22 protein-coding genes are annotated in these 21,777 nt (G+C 67.0%); 19 read left to right on the top strand and 3 right to left on the bottom strand.

Annotated features, from left to right (window positions below; translation table 11 throughout):
• Positions 1-77: 77 nt before the first annotated feature.
• Positions 78-1,136, bottom strand: a complete 1,059-nt coding sequence (locus AAIL68_RS07805; protein ID WP_347139154.1) for a quinoprotein relay system zinc metallohydrolase 2 — start codon at positions 1,134-1,136, stop codon at positions 78-80.
• 131 nt (positions 1,137-1,267) lie between these two features.
• Here AAIL68_RS07805 and pqqA point away from each other — a divergent pair, with 131 nt between their 5' ends.
• The 12 genes from pqqA (at position 1,268) to AAIL68_RS07745 (ending at position 10,256) form a co-directional block, all read left to right on the top strand.
• A complete protein-coding gene (gene pqqA / locus AAIL68_RS07800; RefSeq protein ID WP_076522366.1) occupies positions 1,268-1,360 on the top strand; it encodes a pyrroloquinoline quinone precursor peptide PqqA in 93 nt (30 codons plus the stop codon).
• 71 nt (positions 1,361-1,431) lie between these two features.
• Complete coding sequence (gene pqqB, locus AAIL68_RS07795; RefSeq protein WP_347139153.1) at positions 1,432-2,313, top strand: pyrroloquinoline quinone biosynthesis protein PqqB; 882 nt, start codon at positions 1,432-1,434, stop codon at positions 2,311-2,313.
• Positions 2,310-3,077: a pyrroloquinoline-quinone synthase PqqC gene (gene pqqC / locus AAIL68_RS07790; RefSeq protein ID WP_347139151.1), complete on the top strand. Its 768-nt coding sequence runs from the start codon at positions 2,310-2,312 to the stop codon at positions 3,075-3,077. The genes pqqB and pqqC overlap by 4 nt, the downstream gene beginning before the upstream one ends.
• Entirely contained in the window at positions 3,074-3,394 is a 321-nt protein-coding gene (pqqD, locus tag AAIL68_RS07785) for a pyrroloquinoline quinone biosynthesis peptide chaperone PqqD (protein ID WP_347139150.1), read from the top strand. Before pqqC ends, pqqD begins: the two co-directional genes overlap by 4 nt.
• Positions 3,391-4,539 (top strand): pyrroloquinoline quinone biosynthesis protein PqqE, encoded by a 1,149-nt coding sequence (gene pqqE / locus AAIL68_RS07780; protein WP_347139149.1) that lies wholly within the window; start codon positions 3,391-3,393, stop codon positions 4,537-4,539. The genes pqqD and pqqE overlap by 4 nt, the downstream gene beginning before the upstream one ends.
• 2 nt (positions 4,540-4,541) lie before the next feature.
• The gene (locus AAIL68_RS07775; protein ID WP_347139148.1) at positions 4,542-5,318 is read left to right on the top strand and encodes a quinoprotein dehydrogenase-associated SoxYZ-like carrier; all 777 of its coding nucleotides are present in this window, start codon (positions 4,542-4,544) and stop codon (positions 5,316-5,318) included.
• Between the two features lie 9 nt (positions 5,319-5,327).
• Positions 5,328-5,885 (top strand): cysteine hydrolase family protein, encoded by a 558-nt coding sequence (locus tag AAIL68_RS07770; RefSeq protein ID WP_347139146.1) that lies wholly within the window; start codon positions 5,328-5,330, stop codon positions 5,883-5,885.
• 129 nt (positions 5,886-6,014) lie between these two features.
• Positions 6,015-6,722, top strand: coding sequence for a response regulator transcription factor (locus AAIL68_RS07765; RefSeq protein ID WP_347139145.1), 708 nt, complete (start codon positions 6,015-6,017; stop codon positions 6,720-6,722).
• The gene (locus AAIL68_RS07760) at positions 6,722-7,888 is read left to right on the top strand and encodes an FIST N-terminal domain-containing protein (protein WP_347139144.1); all 1,167 of its coding nucleotides are present in this window, start codon (positions 6,722-6,724) and stop codon (positions 7,886-7,888) included. Before AAIL68_RS07765 ends, AAIL68_RS07760 begins: the two co-directional genes overlap by 1 nt.
• The gene (locus tag AAIL68_RS07755) at positions 7,878-9,215 is read left to right on the top strand and encodes a hybrid sensor histidine kinase/response regulator (RefSeq protein WP_347139143.1); all 1,338 of its coding nucleotides are present in this window, start codon (positions 7,878-7,880) and stop codon (positions 9,213-9,215) included. Before AAIL68_RS07760 ends, AAIL68_RS07755 begins: the two co-directional genes overlap by 11 nt.
• An 82-nt stretch (positions 9,216-9,297) precedes the next feature.
• Positions 9,298-9,921 (top strand): hypothetical protein, encoded by a 624-nt coding sequence (locus AAIL68_RS07750; RefSeq protein ID WP_347139141.1) that lies wholly within the window; start codon positions 9,298-9,300, stop codon positions 9,919-9,921.
• On the top strand, positions 9,918-10,256 hold the full coding sequence (locus AAIL68_RS07745) for a hypothetical protein (RefSeq protein WP_347139140.1): 339 nt from the start codon (positions 9,918-9,920) through the stop codon (positions 10,254-10,256). Before AAIL68_RS07750 ends, AAIL68_RS07745 begins: the two co-directional genes overlap by 4 nt.
• Before the next feature lie 122 nt (positions 10,257-10,378).
• Here the strand turns inward: AAIL68_RS07745 and ubiB are convergent, their stop codons facing one another.
• Together ubiB and ubiE are read right to left on the bottom strand one after the other, a co-directional pair.
• On the bottom strand, positions 10,379-11,917 hold the full coding sequence (gene ubiB / locus AAIL68_RS07740; RefSeq protein ID WP_347139139.1) for a 2-polyprenylphenol 6-hydroxylase: 1,539 nt from the start codon (positions 11,915-11,917) through the stop codon (positions 10,379-10,381).
• Positions 11,914-12,660 carry a bifunctional demethylmenaquinone methyltransferase/2-methoxy-6-polyprenyl-1,4-benzoquinol methylase UbiE gene (ubiE, locus tag AAIL68_RS07735; protein WP_347139252.1) on the bottom strand — a complete coding sequence of 249 codons (747 nt, stop codon included), beginning with the start codon at positions 12,658-12,660 and terminating at the stop codon, positions 11,914-11,916. The genes ubiB and ubiE overlap by 4 nt, the downstream gene beginning before the upstream one ends.
• Positions 12,661-12,761: 101 nt before the next feature.
• Between ubiE and mutM the strand changes: the two genes are divergently transcribed.
• The 7 genes from mutM to gyrB all read left to right on the top strand — a co-directional run bounded on the left by mutM (position 12,762) and on the right by gyrB (position 21,650).
• Positions 12,762-13,607 (top strand): bifunctional DNA-formamidopyrimidine glycosylase/DNA-(apurinic or apyrimidinic site) lyase, encoded by an 846-nt coding sequence (gene mutM, locus AAIL68_RS07730; RefSeq protein ID WP_347139138.1) that lies wholly within the window; start codon positions 12,762-12,764, stop codon positions 13,605-13,607.
• A gap of 68 nt (positions 13,608-13,675) precedes the next feature.
• Positions 13,676-14,452, top strand: a complete 777-nt coding sequence (locus tag AAIL68_RS07725) for an enoyl-CoA hydratase (protein WP_347139136.1) — start codon at positions 13,676-13,678, stop codon at positions 14,450-14,452.
• A gap of 157 nt (positions 14,453-14,609) precedes the next feature.
• Positions 14,610-14,879 (top strand): 30S ribosomal protein S20, encoded by a 270-nt coding sequence (rpsT, locus tag AAIL68_RS07720; RefSeq protein WP_347139135.1) that lies wholly within the window; start codon positions 14,610-14,612, stop codon positions 14,877-14,879.
• Between the two features lie 560 nt (positions 14,880-15,439).
• On the top strand, positions 15,440-16,822 hold the full coding sequence (gene dnaA, locus AAIL68_RS07715) for a chromosomal replication initiator protein DnaA (protein WP_347139134.1): 1,383 nt from the start codon (positions 15,440-15,442) through the stop codon (positions 16,820-16,822).
• A 103-nt stretch (positions 16,823-16,925) separates the two neighbouring features.
• Entirely contained in the window at positions 16,926-18,044 is a 1,119-nt protein-coding gene (gene dnaN, locus AAIL68_RS07710) for a DNA polymerase III subunit beta (RefSeq protein WP_347139133.1), read from the top strand.
• Positions 18,041-19,117 carry a DNA replication/repair protein RecF gene (recF, locus tag AAIL68_RS07705; protein WP_347139132.1) on the top strand — a complete coding sequence of 359 codons (1,077 nt, stop codon included), beginning with the start codon at positions 18,041-18,043 and terminating at the stop codon, positions 19,115-19,117. The genes dnaN and recF overlap by 4 nt, the downstream gene beginning before the upstream one ends.
• 94 nt (positions 19,118-19,211) lie before the next feature.
• Positions 19,212-21,650 (top strand): DNA topoisomerase (ATP-hydrolyzing) subunit B, encoded by a 2,439-nt coding sequence (gene gyrB, locus AAIL68_RS07700; RefSeq protein WP_347139131.1) that lies wholly within the window; start codon positions 19,212-19,214, stop codon positions 21,648-21,650.
• The last annotated feature ends 127 nt before the right edge of the window (positions 21,651-21,777 follow it).

Genomic DNA, 21,777 nt, shown 5'->3' with positions numbered 1-21,777 from the left:
TCCCCCTCCCCCTTCGCCCGCTTTGCTGCGGGCCATTGGCGTGATCGTCACTTGAAACCGGCAGTTGTGTCAAATCCTTACTGCCATTCCAGTTCCTTGAAGGCGGCGGTGGCATCGCGCGCCGCTGAATCGGGAAAGGAATTCCACCGGCCCGCGAAGGGTTGCAGCGCCTCGACAATGGCGGGCACCCCCTGGGACATCGGCAGGCCCGCATCCAAGGCATCGCGGGTGGCGTGGTCCAGGGCCGTCAGGAAATCCCGCTGCGCGCCGATCGCGTCCTGCCAGTCGCGCGCCACCGGGCCATGGCCCGGCACGATCGGTCCCGCGTCCTGTGCCGCGTCCATCCAGGCCAGCCAGCCGGGCAGGGATCCATCCACGATGGGGGTCAGGTCGCGAAAGACCAGATCCCCCGCGAACAGCGTGCCGGTGGTCCGGTCCAGCACCGTCAGGTCGTTGTCGCTGTGGGCCGGATCCGCCGCCGCCAGGGTCAGGACGCGCCCGCCCAGGTCTATGTCCAAGCTGCCCGCCACCGCGACATCGGGCAGCACGATCCCGGTCCCGATCATCGCGGCAGGACTGTAAAGCCGCGTCAGGTTGTCCAGATAGACCGGGCCGCGCGATTGCAGCGCATCGCCAAGCCGGGCATGGCCCACGATGGTCGCCCCCGCCTCGGCAAAGACATTGGCGCCGAAGGCGTGGTCGGGATGCATGTGGGTGACGATCAGATGGCTGACGGGCTTGTCGCTGACGGCCCGGATTGCCGCGAACAGCGCCTGCCCCTGCCGGCGCGAGGCCCCGGCGTCGATCACCGCGATGCTGTCCCGGCCGATGACGAAGCCCAGATTGGCGATCCAGCCGTCGGGGCTGTCCTCGAACTGGAAGGGTGGGCCCAGGTGGACATGGACGCCATCGGCCACCTGCCTTGTCGGCAAGGCAGGCAGGTCGGCCAGGGCTGCGCAATGCAGGCCGTCTTGGGCCAGACCCGGATGATCCGCCAGCCAGTTTTCCGCGACTCGCGGCGCCCCGGCATCGCATTCGGTCCTGCTTGCGAAAGGCTGGCCCACCAGCAGCACGGGGCCGCACTCGGGTACTTCTGCCGCAAGGCAGGCGGATAAAACGGCGAAGAACATTGCCATATCTTCCTGACAACAGGCAGCCGCGCCAACTTTTTGTTACATGCGACCTTAGTCGTGTTGAATCGCGTTGTCTCTGGTCTAACATGAGGAACAGTCGCCTGTTGCGCGGCATGGAGTTGGAGGAGAACTGCATGGCTTGGACAAAACCCACCCTGAAGGAAATCGCCTGCGGCATGGAAATCAACATGTACGCCCCGGCCGAGGACGAACCCGTCCTGTTCTGAGGCGCAGGCTTCAGGCATCATGAACGGCCCCGTCCGACGCAATCGGGCGGGGTCTTTTCGTCAGGGGGATCATGCGGATCATCGTCTTGGGCGCGGCGGCGGGCGGGGGCCTGCCGCAATGGAACTGCGGCTGCGGCAACTGCAACGCCGCGCGCGCCGGGCGGATCCCGGCGATGACGCAAAGCTCGGTCGCGGTCAGCGCGGATGGGCGGGACTGGGCGGTCCTGAACGCCTCGCCCGACATCCGGGCGCAACTGGCCGCAGTGCCCGCGCTGCATCCGACCGGGCTGCGCAATATGCCGCTGCGCTCGGTGCTGGTGACGAATGGCGATATCGATCATGTGGCGGGGCTGCTGACGCTGCGGGAAAGCCAACCCTTCGCGCTGTTCGCCACGCCTGCGATCCATGCCGTCTTGGCCGGGAACCCGATGCTGGGGGCCTTGCGCGGGGATCTGGTGGAACGAAAGCCCGTCGCCCTGGACCAGTCGGTCGAGATCGCGCCGGGCCTGACCGCCACGCTGTTCGCGGTGCCGGGCAAGGTGCCGCTGTATCAGGAAGGCGACGTGGTCGAGACGGATCTGGTGGGCGAGACGACCGTGGGCGTGGAATTGACGGCGAATGGGCGCCGCGCGCTCTATATCCCTGGCTGCGCCGAACTGCCGGACTGGCTGAAGGGCCGCATCGCCGGGGCCGATCTGCTGATGTTCGACGGCACCCTGTGGGAGGATGACGAGATGATCCGCATGGGCCTGGGCCAGAAGACCGGGCGCCGCATGGGCCACATGCCGGTGGTGGAAACCATGGCGGCCTTGCAGGACGTGTCTGTGGGGCGACGGGTCTTCGTCCACATGAACAATTCGAACCCGCTGACCGATCCGGGCAGCGCCCAGACGCGCGAAGCGGAAGCCAGCGGCTGGCAGGTCGGCCGCGACGGAATGGAGATCACGCTGTGAAGGACGCCTTTTCAGAGTCGGGGCAAGACACCGCCCAGTCCCGCGAGGACTTCGAGGCCCGGCTGCGCGCCATCGGCGCCGAGCGTTACCACGACCGCCACCCCTTCCATGCCCGCCTGCACGGCGGGCATTGCACCCCCGACGAGGTGCGGGCCTGGGTCATCAATCGCTGGATGTACCAATCGCGCATCCCCATGAAGGACGCGGCGTTCATGAGCCGCGTCGAGGATCCCGACCTGCGCCGCCGCTGGCGCAAGCGGATCGAGGATCACGACGGGGCCATCACCGAAGGCGGCGGCATCCGCCGCTGGCTGGCGCTGGCGCAGGCCGTGGGTCTGGACCCCGATTATGTGGCCAGCGGAGTGGGCATCATGCCCGCCACGCGATTCGCGGTGGACGCCTATGTCCGCTTCGTGCGCGACATGCCCCTGCTGGACGCGGTGGCGGCCAGCCTGACGGAACTGTTCGCGCCCAGGATCCATGCCCAGCGGATCGAGGGCCTGCTGGCGCATTACGATTTCGCCGACGACAGCAGCCTGGCCTATTTCAAGAAGCGCCTGACCGAGGCGCCCGAGGATGTGGCCTTCGGGCTGGACTACGTCCTGACCCATGCCGACACGAAGGAAAAGCAGGACGCGGCGGCGCAAGCGCTGATCTTCAAGACCGACGTGCTCTGGGCGCAGCTTGACGCGCTGTGGCACGGCTATGTCGAGGGCAACATCCCGCCGGGCGCCTGGCGGCCGGGAGAGGGAATGGCAAAATGAACGCCCAGGCCGCACCCGCAACGCCAGCCCCGCTGATCGCGCCCGACGACATTCCCTATCTGCCGCGCGGGGTGCGGCTGGCCGACGACCGCGTGCGCGGCATCCGCGTCCTCCAGGCCCCCGAACGGGCGATGCAGCTGGATCCCATCGGCGATGCGATCCTGTCGGAACTGGACGGCACCCGCAGCATGGCCCGGATTGTCCGCGACCTTGCCGCCCGCTACAATGCGCCGGAGGACCAGATCGCCGGCGACGTGCGCGATTTCCTGACCGGGCTGATCGAACGGCGGATGGTCTTTGTGAGGGACCGGCCATGAAGGACCAAGTCCAGCAACCCCGCGACCTGGACGGCAACCCCGTCACCCCCGGCCTGCCCATGGCGATGCTGGCCGAAGTGACGCATCGCTGCCCGCTGGCCTGCCCCTATTGTTCCAACCCCGTGGAACTGACCCGCGCCGCGCAGGAACTGACCGAGGACGATTGGGGCCGCGTCTTCCGGCAGGCCGCCGACCTGGGCGTGCTGCAGGTCCATGTCTCGGGCGGGGAACCCGGTGCGCGGCGCGACCTGGCACAGATCGTGGCTCATGCGCGGGATGCGGGGCTGTATGTGAACCTCATCACATCCGGCATCGGCATCACCCGCGAACGGCTGGAGGAACTGGACCGCGCGGGCGTCGATCACGTGCAACTGTCCCTGCAGGGCATCCGCCCCGACATGGCCGACCGGATCAGCGGACATCCGGGTTCCTGGGACAAGAAGATGCACTTTGCCGAATGGGTGAAGGACATCGGCTTTCCCCTGACCATCAACGCCGTGGTCCACCGCCAGAACCTGGAACGCCTGCCCGACATGATCGACCTGGCGGAAGCCTTGGGCGCGCGGCGGATAGAAGTCGCGACCGTGCAGTTCCACGGCTGGGCGGATCTCAATCGCAAGGCGCTGATGCCCACGCGCGAACAGGCGGCATTCGCGCGCCAGGTGGTGAACGACGCCCGCATCCGCCTGCGGGGGCGCATGGTCATCGACTATGTCCCCGCCGACCACCACGCCATCTATCCCAAGGCCTGCATGGGCGGCTGGGGATCCACGGGCCTGAACATCGCCCCCGACGGCACGGTCCTGCCCTGCCATGCCGCGCAATCCATCAAATGGATGCGGTTCGAAAACGTCCGTGATCGGGATCTGGCCGAGATCTGGCACAATTCGGACAGCTTCAACGCCTTTCGCGGCACGGCCTGGATGCCGGAACCCTGCCAAGGCTGCGACCGCAAGACCATCGACTTCGGCGGCTGCCGCTGCCAGGCCATGGCGCTGGCGGGCGATGCGCGGGCGACCGACCCGGTCTGTTCTCTGTCGCCCCACCACGCGCAGGTCGTGGCCCGCGCCGAAGCCGATGCCCATGCCGGATCGAGCGCAGACACAGCCGATTTCATCTATCGCCGCATGAGGAAAGGAGATTGACGATGAAGGCTCATATCCTTGCCGCGCTGCTTCTGGCCGGACCGGCGATGGCGCAGGATAATCCGCTGCAGAACTCGGCCACCTGGGAGGATCTGCGGGAATCGGTCCTGGGCCTGCAAACCGACGTGCCCCAGGACATCGGCGCCCTGGACCTTGAGGCGCCGGTCCGCGCGCATGAGGCCGCGATCGTCCCGATCCGCCTGACCCAGCCGCCCGGCGCCCCGGCGATCCAGGCGGCGACCCTTGTCATCGACGAAAACCCCGCCCCCGTCGCCGCCGAATACAGCTTCGGCCCGGCGATGATGCCGCTGGATTTCGAATTCCGCGTCCGCGTGGACAGCTATTCCGACGTGCGCGCCATCGCCGATCTTGGCACCGGCAGCCAGGTCATGGCGGGCCGCTTCGTCAAGGCATCCGGCGGCTGCTCGGCGCCTGCGGGCAAGGACATGGCGGCGGTCGAGGCGACCATGGGCCAGATGCGGTGGAAAACCGCGCAGGAAAACGGCCGCACCATCGGCACGCTGATGATCCGGCACCCGAATTTTTCCGGCCTGCAGCGCGACCAGGTGACGCTGCTGACCATCCCCGCCCATTTCATCGACCGCCTGGACGTGCGCCAGGGCGAGGAATTGCTGTTCGCGCTGAAGGCCGGGATCTCGATCAGCGAGGATCCGGTGTTCCGCTTTGCCTACGAACCCAACGGCCAGCCGATCCGCGTCCATGTCGAGGATACGGACGGCAATACCTGGGACCAGACTTTCGAAACCGTCAACGGATAAGGGATGACCATGACCAGACGCGCCACCATCGCCGTGGATATCCAGAACGACTATTTCCCCGGCGGCAAGTTCCCGCTGGAGGGGATGGATGAAGCCGCCGAAAAGGCCCGCGCCGTGCTGGATGCCGCCCGCGAACGCGGCGACCTGATCGTGCATGTGCGCCACGAATTCGCGGAACCCTCGGCCCCCTTCTTCCATCCCGGCAGCGAGGGCGCGCAGATCAACCCCGCCGCCGCGCCCCAGGGGGACGAGATCGTCGTGACCAAGAACAACGTCAACGCTTTCAAGGACACCGACCTGAAGCGCATCCTGGACGACAACGACGTCACCGATGTCGTGATCGTGGGCGCCATGAGCCACATGTGCATCGACGCGGCCACCCGCGCCGCATCCGACCTGGGCTACAAGACCACGGTCATCGCGGATGCCTGCGCCACCCGCGACCTGGAATTCCAGGGCACCACCGTTCCCGCAGCCCAGGTCCATGCCGCGATGATGACCGGGCTGGCCTTCGGCTATGCCACCGTGACGGATGCCAGGGACTGGATCGCCGGCCAGCCTGCCTGATCCCTGCGGGCTGCCACCGGGCCGCGACCTTGGTCGCAGATGCAGGCTTGCTTTGCGGGGACAGTGGCCTACACTCGGGCAGGACTATCGCGGAGGGGAGACCGCGGCACCATCCGAGGAGGAACCATCATGACAGCCGCAGCCATGCAGGCGCGTTCGCCGCAGACGCCACGGCAAAGCGCCGATCAGGTGCGCGAGATCCTGATCGTGGACGACCACCCGCTGATGTGCGACGCGCTGGCATTGACGCTGAAGATCAGCTTCGGGCTGAAGAATGTGCGGACCGCCCGCAGCCTGGGCGCGGCCCTGGACGGAATCAAGGCGCAGGGCGCGCCCGATGCCGTGATCCTGGACCTGAACCTGCCCGATGCGCGGGGGGCCGAGGGCATCGTGACCCTGCGCCGGCAATTGCCCGATGTGCCGATCACCATGATTTCCGCCGACATGGACAGCGCCATGATTTCCGCTGCGATGGCGGCGGGGGCGCAGGGCTATATCAGCAAGTCGCTGGGGCGCGAGGCCCTGGTGGACAGCCTGCGCCGCATGTGGGAAGGCGAACATGTCACCCCCGAAGGCTATGCCCCCGACCAAACCTGCGCCGAGGACGAGGCCAAGGCGGAACTTGCCCGCCGCTTCGCCACGCTCACGCCGCAGCAGATGAAGATCCTGCGGCTGATCTGCCAGGGCAAGGCGAACAAGGAAATCAGCTATGACCTGTCCATCGCCGAGGCCACGGTAAAGACCCATATCACGGCGATCATGTCCAAGATCAACGCGCGCCGCCGGACCCAGGCGGTGCTGCTTGCCAATACTGTCCGGCTGTTCGAGGCGGGCTGATGAATACCGGCCCGGCTGCGAAGGAGGGCGCCACCGGGCCGGTGGCCGTGCAGGCCGACCGCGGAGAGGCCGATCACGGCCGGATCCTGCTGGACGGCCTGCGCGGAGCCAATCCGGGCCTTGTCCTGATCTTCGGCGCGCATGGCCCCGAACTGGCGGCCCTTGACGCCGTGCTGCGCGCGGGCCTGCCAGAAGGCTGCGTGATCGCGGGCTGTTCCTCTGCCGGAGAGATCGGGCCCGGCGGCTATGCCAGCGACAGCGTGGTCGCCATCGGCTTTCCGGCGTCCCATTTCCGGGCTTCGGCCCTGGTCCTGCCGCATCTGGACCAGCTTCCGGTCTCGGACTGGATGGCGGCGCTGCGCCGGTTGCAGGCGGGCTTCGGCCCCGATCCCCAGCGGTCGCTGTTCGGGTTGCTGCTGGTCGATGGGCTGGCGGGGCAGGAAGATGCGCTTGTGGCGACCATCGACGCGGCCCTGCCCTCGGTCCCGACGCTGGGGGGCTCGGCGGGCGACGGGCTGTTCTTCCGCCAGACCTGGCTTCTGGCAGGGGGCAAGGTCGTCACCAACGCCGCCGTCTTTTTGCTGGTGGAAACCGACCTGGCCGTCAGCGAGGTCACCTTCGCCCATTTCAGCCCCACTGCCACGCGCGTGGTCGTGACGGCCGCAATCCCCGAAAAGCGCCGCATCCTGGAACTGAACGCCGAACCCGCGGCCGAGGAATATGCCCGCCTGACCGGCATCGACCCCGACGCGCTGACGCCCACCGAATTCGCGCGCCATCCCCTGCTGCTGCGCATGGGACGCCACCACCATGTCCGCGCCATCAGCGCGCAGACCCCCGACGGCGGGCTGTCGCTGATGTCGGCCATCGACATCGGCACCGTCCTGACCCTTGGCCGGGCCGAAGACATGACCCAAGGCTTTGCCGAAGCCCTGGCCTCGCTGCCCCGCCCGCCGCTGATGGTGCTGGGCTTCGACTGCATCCTGCGGCGGCTGGCCCTGGAACGCGAAGGGTTGCGCGACCAGATGTCGGACCTGCTGGCGCGATACCGCGTGGCGGGCTTCAACACCTATGGCGAACAGCACAGCGGCATGCATGTGAACCAGACCTTCGTGGGCCTGGCCTTCATGCCGAACGAGGATCTGGCCGCCCCCGATGCTGCGTGATCCCATGCTGCGTGACAACGACGGGCCGGAACGCCAGGTCGAGAAACTGCGGCGCATCAACCAGGTTCTGATCGACCGCATCGACCGGCTGGAGGAATCGCGGGGTTCCGCCTGGTCGATGTTCCAGGCCGCCGTCGCCCTGGAGCAGGAGGTGATGGTCCGCACCCGCGACTTGGAACGCGCGCTTGCCGACCTGTCGCAGCGCAACCGCGAACTGGCCGTGGCCCGTGCGTCGGCCGAGGAGGCGAACCGTTCGAAGACCCGCTTCCTGCGCGCGGCCAGCCACGACCTGTTGCAGCCCCTGTCGGCGGCGCGGCTGTTCCTGTCCATGCTGACCGACACGCCCATGAGCGATCTTCAGGCTGAGCTGACAAGCCGGCTTTCAGGCGCCTTCGAATCGGTGGAACAGTTGATGCACGCGGTCCTGGACATCTCGCGGCTGGACAGCCAGCGGATCGAGTTCCACCGCCAGCCGGTTCCCCTGGGCGACCTGTTCCGCAGGCTGGCCGTGGAATTCGCCCCCTTGGCCGAGGCGAAGGGTTTGCGCCTGTCCTTCGTGCCGACCGATGCGGTGGTGGAAAGCGACCCGGTCTTCCTGCGCCGGATCGCGCAGAACCTGGTGTCGAACGCGATCAAGTACACCCACAAGGGCGGCGTGGTCGTGGGCGCGCGCAGGCGGGGCGATCTGTGCTGGCTGTGCGTTTATGACACCGGGGTGGGCATCCCGGCGGTGGACCGCAATCGCATCTTCGACGAATTCCAGCGGCTGTCCCAGGACGCAGGCACCCCCGGCATGGGCCTGGGCCTGTCCATCGTGCGCCGCGCCTGCGCCAAGCTGGACCACCCGATCCGCCTGGATTCCGAAGCCATGCGCGGGACCGTCTTCCGCGTGGGCCTGCCACTTGTGAACGGCGACCCCGCCGGACCCTCGGCCCGGCCCGACAACACCGCCTTGCCGCTGCGCGGGCGCGTGGCGCTTGTGGTGGAAAACGACCCCGGCATGCGGCGCGGATACGAGATGATCCTGCGCGACCGCCTGGGCATGGTGGCCCGCGTGACCGGCGGTACCGCCGAGGCCCTGGCCACCATGGGCGACGACCCGCCCGACGTGATCTTGGCCGACTACAACCTGGAAAACGGCGATACCGGCGTGGACGCGGTCCGGGCGCTGCGCAGGGCCGTCGGGCAGGCGATCCCGGCGGTGATGATCACCGCGCATCGCGACCCCCGGATCGCGCGCAGTTGCGCGGACATGGGGGTGCATCTGATGGAAAAGCCGGTGCGCCCCGCCGAACTGGCCGAGATCCTGGGCGGGATCCTGGCGTGACTGCGACCAAAGGCCGATCCCTGGGCCGCCGGGGCTTGTCCTTGGGGCCGGGCGGCGCAAATCTGCACCTGCATGTGGGAGGATGACCATGAATCGTGCCATTGCCGCAGCCCTGTGGCTGGGCCTGTCCGCGCTGACCGCCGGCCCCGCCCTACCGGGCGAGGCGGGCGACGCCGTCTTCGCCGAACGCGGTCCCTGGTCGCTGGACAAGGATCTGAACTGGTCCCTCCAGGTTAAGGGGCCGGAGGCAACGGGTTTCCAGCCGGTCAAGGCAGGCAGCCTGACGCTGACCGAGGTCACGGATCCATCAGACCAGCAGCCGGTTCTGCAACTGGTGCAGAAGACCGACACACGGACCCGGCAGATCGGGCCTTTCCCGATCTCGGCCGGGGATCCGGTGCTGACCTTTTTCCTGGAACAGGTCACCCGCGACATGGCGGGGCTGACGGGCGGCAGCCCCTTCTATATCCGCAACCGCATCAAGGAGGCGCTGTTCCAGGGCGGCACGATCGACCGCAGCGGCGATGGTGCGGTCGCCAGCTTCCGGCCCTTCGCCCAGGATCCGAACGCGGCCCGGATGGGAGGCTTCCAGACCCTGGCGCTGACCTTCGTCCTGGGCGAAGATCCCGCCCAGCCGATCCGCGAGTTACGCGCCCAGACCGAAGGCGCGCAGCCCGGCTATCTGAACCGGATGGCGCTGCAATGATCCCGCGCCTGCTGGCCTTGGCGGCGGCTCTGGGTGCCGGGGCGGTCCATGCCCAGGTGGTCAACGATTATCCGACCAATGCGCGGGCGGAATATGTCTTTGCCTGCATGGCGACCAATGGCCAGAATCGCGACATGCTGGACCGCTGTTCCTGCGCCATCGACCAGATCGCGGAAGTCCTGCCCTATGACGATTATGTCCAGGCCGAAACCGTGTTGCGGATGCAGCAGACCACCGGCGAACGGGCGGGCATGTTTCGAGGCATGGCCCAGATGACCGAGATGACAGCCAGGCTGAAGCGCGCCGAGGCCGAGGCCGAGATCTTGTGTTTCTGACCCCGGAAGGTGCGGCAGGCGAATGTCCCGTGGACATTCGCCGGACCGATTGCCCGAAGGCGCAGGCCGCAGGGCAAGGAGCGTGCCGCCAGGCCTGACATCCGCAATCCGGCAAAAGGCCCTCAGGCCAGCCCCATCCCGATCGCCGCGCCCGCGCCAAGGGCCAGCACCACCGCCAGCCAGACCGGCGCGCCGCGCCGGACCAGGACCGGCTGGACCGCGCGGGCCTCCTCGGGATGGGCGCGTTCCCACAGGGCCTGCTCGACGATGCGCGGCAGCAGCGGACCGTATCGACCGACCGTCTGCGCGACGCGGGCCATGTCGCCCGCAAGCGCCTTGGGCCCGATGTTCGACCGGATGTAATCCGACACCACGGGCTTCGCCGCGTCCCAGATGTTCAGCTGCGGATCGACCGACCGGGCCACGCCCTCGACCACCACCATGGTGCGCTGCAGCAGGATCAGCTGGGTCTGGGTCTGCATCCCGAAACGCTCGGTCACCTCGAACAGATAGGCCAGCAGGTTCGCCATGGAAATCTGGTTGGCGCTGGCGCCGAAGATCGGCTCTCCCACGGCACGCAGGGCGCGGGCGAAGGCGGCCTCGTCCCGGTCGCGGGGAACATATCCCGCCTCGAAATGGACGCGGGCCACGCGGCGGTAATCGCGCTGGATGAAGCCATACAGGATCTCGGCATAGACGCGGCGGGTGTATTCGTCGATCTCGCCCATGATGCCGAAGTCATAGGCCAGAACGTCGCCATTGGCCGCGACCTTGAGGTTGCCGTGATGCATGTCGGCGTGGAAGAAGCCGTCGCGCAGGGCATGCTGCAAAAACAGCTGGATCACCCGCGTGGCGATGCGGCTGGTGTCATGGCCCGCCGCCACGAGGGCCGCGCGGTCCCCCATCGGCAGCCCTTCGGCCCAGTCCGAGGTCAGCACCCGGCGCGAGGACAGTTCCCAATGCGGATGGGGCAACGCAAAGCCCGCATCTCCCTTGGTGTTTTCGGCAAATTCGGACGCATTGGCCGCCTCCAGCCGCATGTCCTGTTCGGCGGTGACGGTAGCCTCGAAATGGCGCACCACGTCCCGCGGGCGCAACCGGCGGCTGCCGGGCGACAGGAACTCGATGATGCCTGCCGCGAAATGGAAGGCATCGATGTCGCGGCGGAAGGCGGGGCCGATGCCGGGGCGCAACACCTTGACGGCGACCTCGTGGCCCGTGTCGCGGATGCGGGCGCGGTGGACCTGCGCGATGGAGGCCGCGGCGACGGGTTCCGAGAATTCGGAAAACAGCAGGTCCACCGGCTGGCGCAATTCGGCCTGGATGATGTCCTTCGCCTGATCGGTCGGGAAGGGCGGCAGGCGGTCCTGCAGCATCCGCAACTGCTGGGCCATCTCGACGCCCACCACATCGGCGCGGGTGGACAGGATCTGGCCGAACTTGATGTATGCCGGACCAAGCGCGGTGATGGCCCGCGTGATTGGCGGCAGGGCGGGGTCGCCCTTGTAGCCCAGCCAGCGGAAGGGCCAGCCCAGCACATGCGCGGCGATCCGCAACCGGGGCGGGGCTTCGACCGCGTCAAGCACCGCGCGCATGGCGCCGGTGCGTTCGAAGGTGGCGCCCGTGCGGATCAGGCGCAGCAGGTTGTGCGGCCCCCTCAAAGCTTCCAGCCCGAATGCAGCGCGGCAATGCCCATCGACAGGTTGCGATACTGTACGCGGCCGAAACCGGCCGCGCGGATCATGTCGGCAAAAGCGTCCTGATCCGGGAACTTGCGGATCGATTCGACCAGATACTGATAGCTGTCGCGATCCCCCGTCACCGCCTGGCCCATGGCGGGAATGATGTTGAAGCTGTAGCGGTCATAGGCCCATTGCATCGCCGGCACGGGGATCTGGCTGAATTCCAGCACCATCAGCCGCCCGCCGGGGCGCAGCACCCGGTAAGCCTCGCGCAGCGCGTCGGGGATGCGGGTGACGTTGCGGATGCCGAAGCTGATCGTGTAGCGGTCGAAGCTGTTATCCGCAAAGGGCAGCGCCATCGCGTCGCCCGTGACCCAGGCCAGCCGGTCGGACTTTTCTACGGCATCGGCGCGCTTCCTGCCCTCGACCAGCATGGATTCGGTCATGTCGCAGACGGTAACGCGGGCGTCCGGTGCGCGGTCCAGGAACCGGAACGCAATGTCGCCCGTGCCGCCCGCCACGTCCAGCAGGTGCTGGCCATCGCGCGGGGCCAGCCAGTCCATCATCGCATTCTTCCAGACGCGATGGATGCCCGCGCTCATCAGGTCGTTCATCAGGTCGTATCGGCTGGCGACACTGGAAAAGACCCCGTGGACCATTCCGGCCTTGGCATCCTCGTCCACGGTCTGGAAACCGAAATGGGTCTGCTTCTTGTCGCTCATCCGCTTGCCGATCCGCTGTTTCATCGCCAGATAAGCCCGACGCACGGCGCGCACAATGTCCAGCCATGCGCCTGCGGCACAATGCAGCGAAAGGACCGGGATTGCCAGAACTGCCCGAAGTCGAAACCGTCCGCCGCGGCCTCCAGCCGCACCTGGAAGGCCAACGCATCGCGCGGGCCGAGGTTCGCCGCCCCGACCTGCGCTGGCCCCTGCCGGTCGATCTGGTGCAGGTTCTGACGGGCGCCACGGTCACGGCGCTGCGGCGGCGGTCGAAATACCTGCTGGCGGACCTGGACCGGGGCGGCACGCTCTTGATGCATCTTGGCATGTCGGGGCGGATGCTGGTGGAAGGCGCGGGCCTTGGCGATTTCCACCGCGACCCGGCGATCCTGCCGCGCCACGACCATGTGGTGCTGGTGACGGAAGGGGGCAGCACCATCACCTTCAACGATGCCCGCCGCTTCGGCATGGTGGACCTGATCCGCGAAGGATCGGCCCATCCGCTGCTGGACCACTTGGGGCCGGAACCTTTTGACGACAGCTTCACCCCCGCCTATCTGGCCGCCGTCTTCGCAGGCCGCAAGGTGCCGGTGAAGCAGGCGCTGCTGGACCAACGAATCGTCGCGGGCCTTGGTAACATCTATGTCTCCGAGGCGCTGCACCGCGCGGGCATCGACCCGCGCCGGGCGGCGGGGCGCATCGGGGCCGCGCGCATCGTGGCGCTTGTGGGCCATATCCGCGACGTGCTGACGGATGCCATCGCCGCGGGCGGCTCCAGCTTGCGTGACCACCGGCAGGCGACCGGGGAACTGGGCTATTTCCAGCACAGCTTCCGCGTCTATGACCGCGAGGGCGCGCCCTGCCCCACCCCCGGCTGTTCGGGCACCATCCGCCGCATCGTGCAGGGCGGGCGGTCCAGCTTCTACTGCCCGGTCTGCCAGCGCTAGGCTGATTGGCTTTCCGATCCGGCTTTTGCTAGGGTCCGCCCCGAATGCATCGCAACGGGGACGCAGCCATGGCCTATGAAACCATCATCGTCGAGATCGAGGACAGCACCGCCCTGATCCGGCTGAACCGCCCCGAGGCGCTGAACGCGCTGAACACAGCCCTGATCACCGAACTGGGCCAGGCCCTGCTTGACGCCGACCGCAACGACAAAATTCGCTGCATCGTGCTGACCGGCAGCGAAAAGGCCTTTGCCGCAGGCGCCGATATCAAGGAAATGTCCACCAAGACCTTCGTGGACGCCTATGAGGAAGACCTGTTCGGCGCCAAGGTGGACGCCATCACCCGCATCCGCAAGCCGATCATCGCCGCCGTCAGCGGCTATGCCCTGGGCGGGGGCTGCGAGCTGGCGATGATCTGCGACTTCATCATCGCCGCCGACACCGCCAAGTTCGGCCAGCCGGAAATCAACCTGGGCGTCATCGCGGGCATCGGCGGCACGCAGCGGCTCACGCGCTTCGTGGGCAAGTCCAAGGCCATGGACATGCACCTGACCGGCCGCTTCATGGATGCGGCCGAGGCGGAACGCTCGGGCCTGGTCAGCCGCATCGTGCCCGCCGCCAAGCTGATCCCCGAGGCCATGGCCGCCGCCCGCAAGATCGCCGAGAAATCGCAGATTTCGGTCAAGGCCGCGAAGGAGGCCGTCAACCGCGCCTTTGAGACCACCATGACCGAGGGCATCCTGTTCGAGCGCCGCACCTTCCAGGCGCTGTTTTCCACCGAGGACCAGAAGGAAGGCATGGCCGCCTTCCTGGAAAAGCGCGAGCCGCAGTTCCGCGACCGCTGATTTTCGGGCTTTCCTTTCGGGCCGCTTTGCCCTATAGGCCCCGGCTTACATGCGCGTGGGCCCGCTTAGGCAAGAATCATGACCGCTTCCCCGTGAAGCGGCTCCTTGGGTCTTTTGCGCAACTGAAACGCTGAAAAGACCGATAGGACAAGAACCCATGGCCAATACCCCCCAGTCCCAGAAACGCGCCCGCCAGATCGAGCGCCGCACCGACGTGAACAAGGCCCGCCGTTCGCGCATCCGCACCTTCCTGCGCAAGGTGGAGGAAGCCATCGCCTCGGGCAATGCCGAAGCCGCCAAGGCGGCGCTGCAGGCAGCACAGCCGGAACTGATGCGCGGCGTCACCAAGGGCGTCGTCCACAAGAATACTGCGTCGCGGAAAATCTCGCGTCTGGCGGCCCGTGTGAAGGCGCTGTCGGCGGCCTGATTTCCGCTTCATCTTCGACGCGGATTGCCTTGAAATCTTGGCCCTGCGGGGCCTGTCAACCTGATCGGGTGCGGATGCCAGTCCGCGCCCTTTTTCCATTTCTGCACCTGCGAATGTTGCAAAAATGTCTACAAATCAAGGCCTTCGGGATTCTTTCCTTTTGAGTCAAGGCTCTCGCAGATTCGTCCCGGCAAAGCTTCTGTCAAGCAGATAGTTCGGTTGCGGCCCCGCCTTCGCCATGGCTAACCTGATGGGGCGATTCACGTCGCTGTGTTGGGGACGGGCCGGCCGGCGCGGATTTTTGAATCCGCGGCAGGCAGGTCAGGCCAGGAAAGGAACAGGCGCCTTTCCCTGCCCTCGGGTTTTCGGCGGACGGCTGCCACCGGCTGCACGGAAACTCGTGTCTAAGGATCAGGATTTGGGCGAAAGCCCCGTCATGTGACCCGTTCGGGGACGCAGGATGGGGTGTTGTCCGCAGTTCTGCCGCCCGATGCGCGTCGCGAATCCTGTTTCGCCGGAGGGCCGGCGAAGGTTGGGGACAGGATAGATAGGGCAAAACGATGGACGATCTTTGGGGTCAGGCATGCGCCACGCTGGAAACAAGCGTGGGGCCGAACAATTTCAACCACTGGATCAAACCCTTGCGCCTGACCGGGCTGGAATCCGGGATCGCGCATTTCGCCAGTCCGACCCGATTCATCTCGGACTGGGTGAACCGGCATTTCGCCAAGGACATCATGGGCGTGCTCAGCCGCCACGGCCAGCCGGTCGAACGGCTGCGCTTTGACGTGGTGCCGCAGACGGCCCCCGGCCGCGCCCGCCCCGCCGCCGCGCCCGCACGGCCCGCGCGCCCCGTGGCATCGGCCACGGCGCCCGCCGCCGCCCGCATGGCGGCGCGCCCCGACCTGGGGGCGCCGCTGGATCCGCGCTATACCTTCGGCAATTTCGTGGTGGGCAAGCCCAACGAGTTGGCCCATGCCGCCGCGCGCCGCGTGGCCGAGGGCGGGCCGGTGGGCTTCAACCCGCTGTTCCTCTATGGCGGCGTGGGCCTGGGCAAGACGCACCTGATGCACGCCATCGCCCATGACTATCAAACGCGCCACCCGCTGGCGCAGGTGCTGTATCTGTCGGCCGAACAGTTCATGTACCGCTTCGTGCAGGCGCTGCGCGAAAGCACGATCATGGATTTCAAGGGCATGTTCCGCAACGTGAACATGCTGATGGTCGATGACGTGCAGTTCATCGCCGGCAAGGACAGCACGCAGGAAGAATTCTTCCACACCTTCAACGCCTTGGTCGATCAGGGCAAGCAGATCGTCATTTCCGCCGACCGCGCGCCCGCCGAGATCAAGGGCCTTGAGGAACGCATCAAGTCGCGCCTGTCCTGCGGGCTAATCGTGGATCTGCATCCCACGACCTACGAACTGCGCCTGGGCATCCTGCAATCCAAGACCGAGGTGTTCCGCGCCCAGCAGCCGGATCTGCAGATCGGCGCGGGCGTGCTGGAGTTCCTGGCGCATCGCATCACCACCAACGTGCGCGTGCTGGAAGGCGCGCTGCAGCGCCTGTTCGCCCATGCGAGCCTTCTGCGCCGCGAGATCACGCTGGAGGTGGCCCAGGAATGCCTGGCCGACATCCTGCGCACGAACGACCGCAAGATCAGCATCGACGACATCCAGCGCAAGGTGGCCGAGCATTACAACATCCGCCTGGCCGACATGGTCGGGCCCAAGCGCGCGCGCAACGTCGCCCGGCCGCGCCAGATCGCCATGTATCTGTCCAAGCAGCTGACCAGCCGGTCCCTGCCCGAAATCGGCCGCCGCTTCGGCGGGCGCGACCACACCACGATCATGCACGGCATCCGCAAGATCGACGAACTGGTCGCCGAGGATCACGCCCTGGCCGAGGACGTGAACATGCTGCGGCGCCTGCTGGAAGCCTGACAGGAACGAAACCGCCGCACGAAACGCTTGTGAGCGCCCGCGCGGCTGGTTACAAATCAGGTCCGCATACGGGCCGGGATGGCCGCAGGTACAGGGAAAAGCGATGAAATTCTCGATCGAGCGCGCCGTTCTGGTGAAAGCCGTGTCTCAGGCCCAATCGGTTGTGGAACGCCGCAACACCATCCCGATCCTGGCCAACGTCCTGATCGAGGCCACGCCCGAGGGCGTCAGCTTCCGCGCCACCGACCTCGATACCGAGGTGGTGGACCAGGCCCCGGCCCAGGTCGAACGCCCCGGCGCCACCACGGTCAGCGCGGTCATGCTGAACGAGATCGCGAGGAAGCTGCCCGACGGCTCGCTGGTGCAGATCAGCACGGATGACGCGGCGGGGCGGCTGTCGGTGCAGGCGGGGCGATCGTCCTTCAGCCTGGCCACGCTTCCGCGCGAGGATTTCCCGGTCATGGCGTCGTCCGAATACAGCGCCAACTTCAAGGCCAAGGCCGATGTGCTACGCCGCCTGTTCGACAAGGCCAAGTTCGCGATTTCCACCGAAGAGACGCGCTATTACCTGAACGGCGTCTACATGCATGTGGCGCAGGCCGACGGCCAGCCGATGCTGCGCTGCGTGGCGACCGACGGGCACCGCCTGGCGCGGATCGACGCGCCCCTTCCGGTCGGCGCGGACGAGATGCCAGGCGTGATCGTGCCGCGCAAGACGGTGGCCGAACTGCGCAAGCTGCTGGATGACGGCGAGGTCGATATTGCCGTCTCGGTCAGCGAAACCAAGGTGCGCTTTGCCACGCCCACGCTGACGCTGACATCCAAGGTGATCGACGGGACCTTCCCCGATTATTCGCGCGTCATCCCCATGAACAACGCCCGCAAGCTGGAGGTGGACGCCACCGACTTTGCCCGCGCGGTGGACCGGGTGGCGACCGTCAGCAGCGAACGCTCGCGCGCGGTCAAGCTGGCGCTGGACCAGGACCGGCTGGTCCTGTCGGTCAACGCCCCCGACGCGGGCGCGGCGGAAGAGGAACTGATCGTGGCCTATGGCGACGAACCGCTGGAAATCGGCTTCAACGCCAAGTACCTGCAGGAGATCGCGTCCCAGGTGGACCGCGACAATGCGGTCTTCATGTTCAACGGCTCGGGCGACGCGGCGCTGATCCGCGAAGGGTCCGACCAGACGGCGGTCTATGTCGTCATGCCGATGCGGGTGTGACGCTTACCAAGATCTCGCTGGCGCAGTTCCGGTCCTGGCCGCGGCTGGACCTGGATCTTGACCACCGGCCCCTGGCGATCTTCGGCCCGAACGGATCGGGCAAGACCAATATCCTGGAAGCCGTGTCGATGCTGGCGCCGGGACGCGGGCTGCGGTCGGCGTCCGCCTCCGATCAGGCGCGTCAGGGGCCTGATGCGGGCTGGCGGATCCGGTCAGGGATCGGCGATCATGCGGTCGAGACTACGGCCCTGCCCGGCCAGCCGCGCACGGTCCTGATCGACGACAAGCCCGTGGCGCAGACCGCGCTTGGGCGCCTGCTGCGGATCATCTGGCTGGTGCCCGCCATGGACCGGCTGTGGTCCGACCCGCCCGAGGCGCGGCGCCGCTTCCTGGACCGCGTGACGCTGAGCCTTTATCCCGATCATGCCGATCTTGCGCTGACCTATGACAAGGCGATGCGGGAACGCAACCGCCTGCTGAAGGATCAGGTGGGGGATCCCGGCTGGTATCGCGCGCTTGAGGCGCAGATGGGCGATGCGGGCGCCGCCCTGACCCGCAACCGCCAAGCCGCGCTGACGGCCATCACCGCCGCGCAGGAAGGGGGCGACTTTCCTGCTGCCCGCCTGACGCTGCTGCCGGGCGAAGGCCAGGCCGACGATCCCGACGCGGGTTCCATCGCCGACCGCCTGGCCGCCATGCGCCCGCGCGACATGGGCGCGGGCCGCACGCTGACCGGCCCCCACCGCGCCGACCTGGGCGCGCATTGGGGCCCGCAGGACATGCCCGCCGCGCTGTCATCGACCGGCGAGCAGAAAGCCCTGCTGCTGTCCCTGATCCTGGCCAATGCCCGCGCGCTGTCCGACCAGCCGGTGGTCCTGCTGCTGGACGAGGTCGCGGCCCATCTGGACGCCGACCGTCGCGCGGCCCTTTACGACCGCATCGCCGCCCTGCCCGCGCAAAGCCTGTTGACCGGTACCGGGCCTGACCTGTTCGCGGCCTTCGGCCTCCGCGCGCGTCGTCTGGCGGTGAGCAAAACCGACGGGCTGTCCCAGGCCGTCGGAATGACCGGCTGAAGCCCGCTAAAAACGCTGAAAAACCTCGTCTTTCCCGTGACTTTGGCGGGACGAATGCTTATATCGTGCCTACAGGAACAGGACACATTCACCCATGACCGCACCAGCCGCGCAGACCGCCGAATACGGCGCCGATTCCATCAAGGTTCTCAAGGGCTTGGAAGCCGTGCGCAAGCGCCCCGGCATGTATATCGGCGACACTGACGACGGGTCGGGCCTGCACCACATGGTCTATGAGGTCGTGGACAACGGCATCGACGAGGCCCTGGCCGGTCACGCCGACTATGTGAAGGTGAAAATCCACGCCGACAACAGCGTCAGCGTGCGCGACAACGGGCGCGGCATCCCCGTGGACATGCACCCGACCGAAGGGGTTTCGGCGGCCGAGGTCATCATGACCCAGCTGCACGCGGGCGGGAAATTCGACAGCAATTCCTACAAGGTGTCGGGCGGCTTGCACGGGGTGGGCGTGTCGGTGGTGAACGCGCTGTCGGACTGGCTGGAACTGCGCATCTGGCGCAACGGCAAGGAACATTACGCCCGCTTCGAACATGGCGACACGGCCGAACACCTGCGCGTCGTGGGCGATGCCGCGCCGGGCGAAAAGGGGACCGAGGTGCGGTTCCTGGCATCCTCCAAGATCAACGATCCGAACGGGACGTTCTCGAACCTGGATTACGTCTACAAGACGCTGGAAAACCGCCTGCGGGAACTGGCCTTCCTGAACAGCGGCGTCCGCATCATCCTGGAGGACGAGCGCCATGCCGAGGTGCAGAAGACCGAACTGTTCTACGAAGGCGGGGTGCGGGAATTCGTGAAGTTCCTCGACCGCTCCAAGACCCCCGTGATGCCTGAGCCGATCTTCATGACCGGCGAACGGGGCGGCATCGGGGTCGAGGTCGCGATGTGGTGGAACGACAGCTATCACGAAACGGTGCTGCCCTTCACCAACAACATCCCGCAGCGCGACGGCGGCACGCATCTGGCGGGCTTCCGCGGCGCGCTGACCCGCGTGATCGGGAAATACGCCCAGGACAGCGGCATCGCGAAAAAGGAAAAGGTGGATTTCACCGGCGACGACGCGCGCGAGGGACTGACCTGCGTGCTGTCGGTCAAGGTGCCCGATCCGAAATTCTCCAGCCAGACCAAGGACAAGCTGGTCTCCTCCGAAGTCCGCCCGGCGGTCGAGAACCTAGTGGGCGAGAAGCTGGCCGAATGGTTCGAGGAAAACCCGACCGAGGCCAAGGCCATCGTCGGCAAGATCATCGAGGCCGCGCTTGCCCGCGAAGCCGCGCGCAAGGCGCGCGAGTTGACGCGGCGCAAGACCGCCATGGACGTGGCATCCCTGCCCGGCAAGCTGGCCGACTGCCAGGAGAAGGATCCGGCTCTGTCCGAACTGTTCATCGTCGAGGGTGACAGCGCGGGCGGATCCGCGAAACAGGGCCGGTCGCGCCAGAACCAGGCGGTGCTGCCGCTCCGCGGCAAGATCCTGAACGTGGAACGGGCGCGTTTCGACCGGATGCTGTCGTCCGAGATGATCGGCACTCTGATCACCGCGCTTGGCACCGGCATCGGGCGCGACGAATTCAACCTGTCGAAGCTCCGCTACCACAAAATCGTCATCATGACCGATGCCGACGTGGACGGCGCGCATATCCGCACGCTGCTTCTGACCTTCTTCTTCCGGCAGATGCCGGAACTGATCGACGCGGGCCACCTGTATATCGCGCAGCCGCCGCTGTACAAGGTCACGCGCGGCCGGTCCGAGGTTTACCTCAAGGACGAGGCTGCGTTGGAAGACTACCTGATCCAGCAGGGGATCGAGGGGGCGGCCCTGAAGCTGGCCTCGGGCGAGGAGATCGTGGGCGCCGACCTGGCGCGCGTGGTGGACGAGGCGCGGATCGCGCGGCGCATCCTGCGCGCCTATCCGACGCATTACCCGCCCCATGTCACCGAACAGGCCGCCATCGCGGGCGCCTTGCTGCCGGGCCGGATCGACCAGGACGCGCAGGGCGTGGCCACGGCGGTCGCGGCGCGCCTGGACATGATCGCCGCCGAATACGAACGCGGCTGGACCGGCCGTCCGACCCAGGACGCAGGCATCCGCCTGACCCGTACCCTGCGCGGCGTGGAAGAAAGCCGGACGCTAGACGGCCAGATGCTGCGCAGCGCCGAAAGCCGCCGCTTGGGCGAGATGACCCAAGCCTTGCAGGATGTCTACAGCCAGGGCGCGCGTCTGCTGCGCAAGGACCGCGACCAGCCGATCTTCGGGCCGCTGGGCCTGCTGCAGGCGATCTTCCTGGAAGGCGAAAAGGGCCTGTCGCTGCAGCGCTACAAGGGTTTGGGGGAAATGAACCCCGAGCAGTTGTGGGAAACCACGCTGGATCCGGCGGCGCGCACCCTGCTGCAGGTCCGGGTCGAGGACGTGGCCGAGGCCGAGGATCTGTTCACCAAGCTGATGGGCGACGTGGTCGAACCCCGCCGCGAATTCATCCAGCAGAATGCGCTGAGCGTCGAGAACCTGGATACCTGACGGTGTGGCGGATATGCCGCGCTTGGCCGGGCTGCGGGGCTTTTCAACGCTCCGACAAGGCTGCATGATTGCCGCGCAGGGTAATTATGCTTACGCCCCGGTTGCATAAGGCGATTTACGCTGCGAT

It is taken from the genome of Paracoccus sp. SSK6 (assembly GCF_039770665.1).
Lineage (GTDB): Bacteria > Pseudomonadota > Alphaproteobacteria > Rhodobacterales > Rhodobacteraceae > Paracoccus.
This window is presented reverse-complemented; position numbering and strand designations above follow the sequence as displayed.

Coding starts and splice junctions, on each gene's coding strand:
- AAIL68_RS07770 (WP_347139146.1), top strand. CDS start 5,328: ATGACCAGACGCGCCACCATCGCCGTGGATATCCAGAACGACTATTTC.
- AAIL68_RS07745 (WP_347139140.1), top strand. CDS start 9,918: ATGATCCCGCGCCTGCTGGCCTTGGCGGCGGCTCTGGGTGCCGGGGCG.
- dnaA (WP_347139134.1), top strand. CDS start 15,440: ATGGACGATCTTTGGGGTCAGGCATGCGCCACGCTGGAAACAAGCGTG.
- pqqE (WP_347139149.1), top strand. CDS start 3,391: ATGAAGGACCAAGTCCAGCAACCCCGCGACCTGGACGGCAACCCCGTC.
- AAIL68_RS07765 (WP_347139145.1), top strand. CDS start 6,015: ATGACAGCCGCAGCCATGCAGGCGCGTTCGCCGCAGACGCCACGGCAA.
- AAIL68_RS07775 (WP_347139148.1), top strand. CDS start 4,542: ATGAAGGCTCATATCCTTGCCGCGCTGCTTCTGGCCGGACCGGCGATG.
- dnaN (WP_347139133.1), top strand. CDS start 16,926: ATGAAATTCTCGATCGAGCGCGCCGTTCTGGTGAAAGCCGTGTCTCAG.
- pqqB (WP_347139153.1), top strand. CDS start 1,432: ATGCGGATCATCGTCTTGGGCGCGGCGGCGGGCGGGGGCCTGCCGCAA.
- AAIL68_RS07755 (WP_347139143.1), top strand. CDS start 7,878: ATGCTGCGTGATCCCATGCTGCGTGACAACGACGGGCCGGAACGCCAG.
- AAIL68_RS07760 (WP_347139144.1), top strand. CDS start 6,722: ATGAATACCGGCCCGGCTGCGAAGGAGGGCGCCACCGGGCCGGTGGCC.
- ubiE (WP_347139252.1), bottom strand. CDS start 12,660: ATGAGCGACAAGAAGCAGACCCATTTCGGTTTCCAGACCGTGGACGAG.
- AAIL68_RS07750 (WP_347139141.1), top strand. CDS start 9,298: ATGACCATGAATCGTGCCATTGCCGCAGCCCTGTGGCTGGGCCTGTCC.
- gyrB (WP_347139131.1), top strand. CDS start 19,212: ATGACCGCACCAGCCGCGCAGACCGCCGAATACGGCGCCGATTCCATC.
- pqqA (WP_076522366.1), top strand. CDS start 1,268: ATGGCTTGGACAAAACCCACCCTGAAGGAAATCGCCTGCGGCATGGAA.
- rpsT (WP_347139135.1), top strand. CDS start 14,610: ATGGCCAATACCCCCCAGTCCCAGAAACGCGCCCGCCAGATCGAGCGC.
- AAIL68_RS07725 (WP_347139136.1), top strand. CDS start 13,676: ATGGCCTATGAAACCATCATCGTCGAGATCGAGGACAGCACCGCCCTG.
- AAIL68_RS07805 (WP_347139154.1), bottom strand. CDS start 1,136: ATGGCAATGTTCTTCGCCGTTTTATCCGCCTGCCTTGCGGCAGAAGTA.
- pqqD (WP_347139150.1), top strand. CDS start 3,074: ATGAACGCCCAGGCCGCACCCGCAACGCCAGCCCCGCTGATCGCGCCC.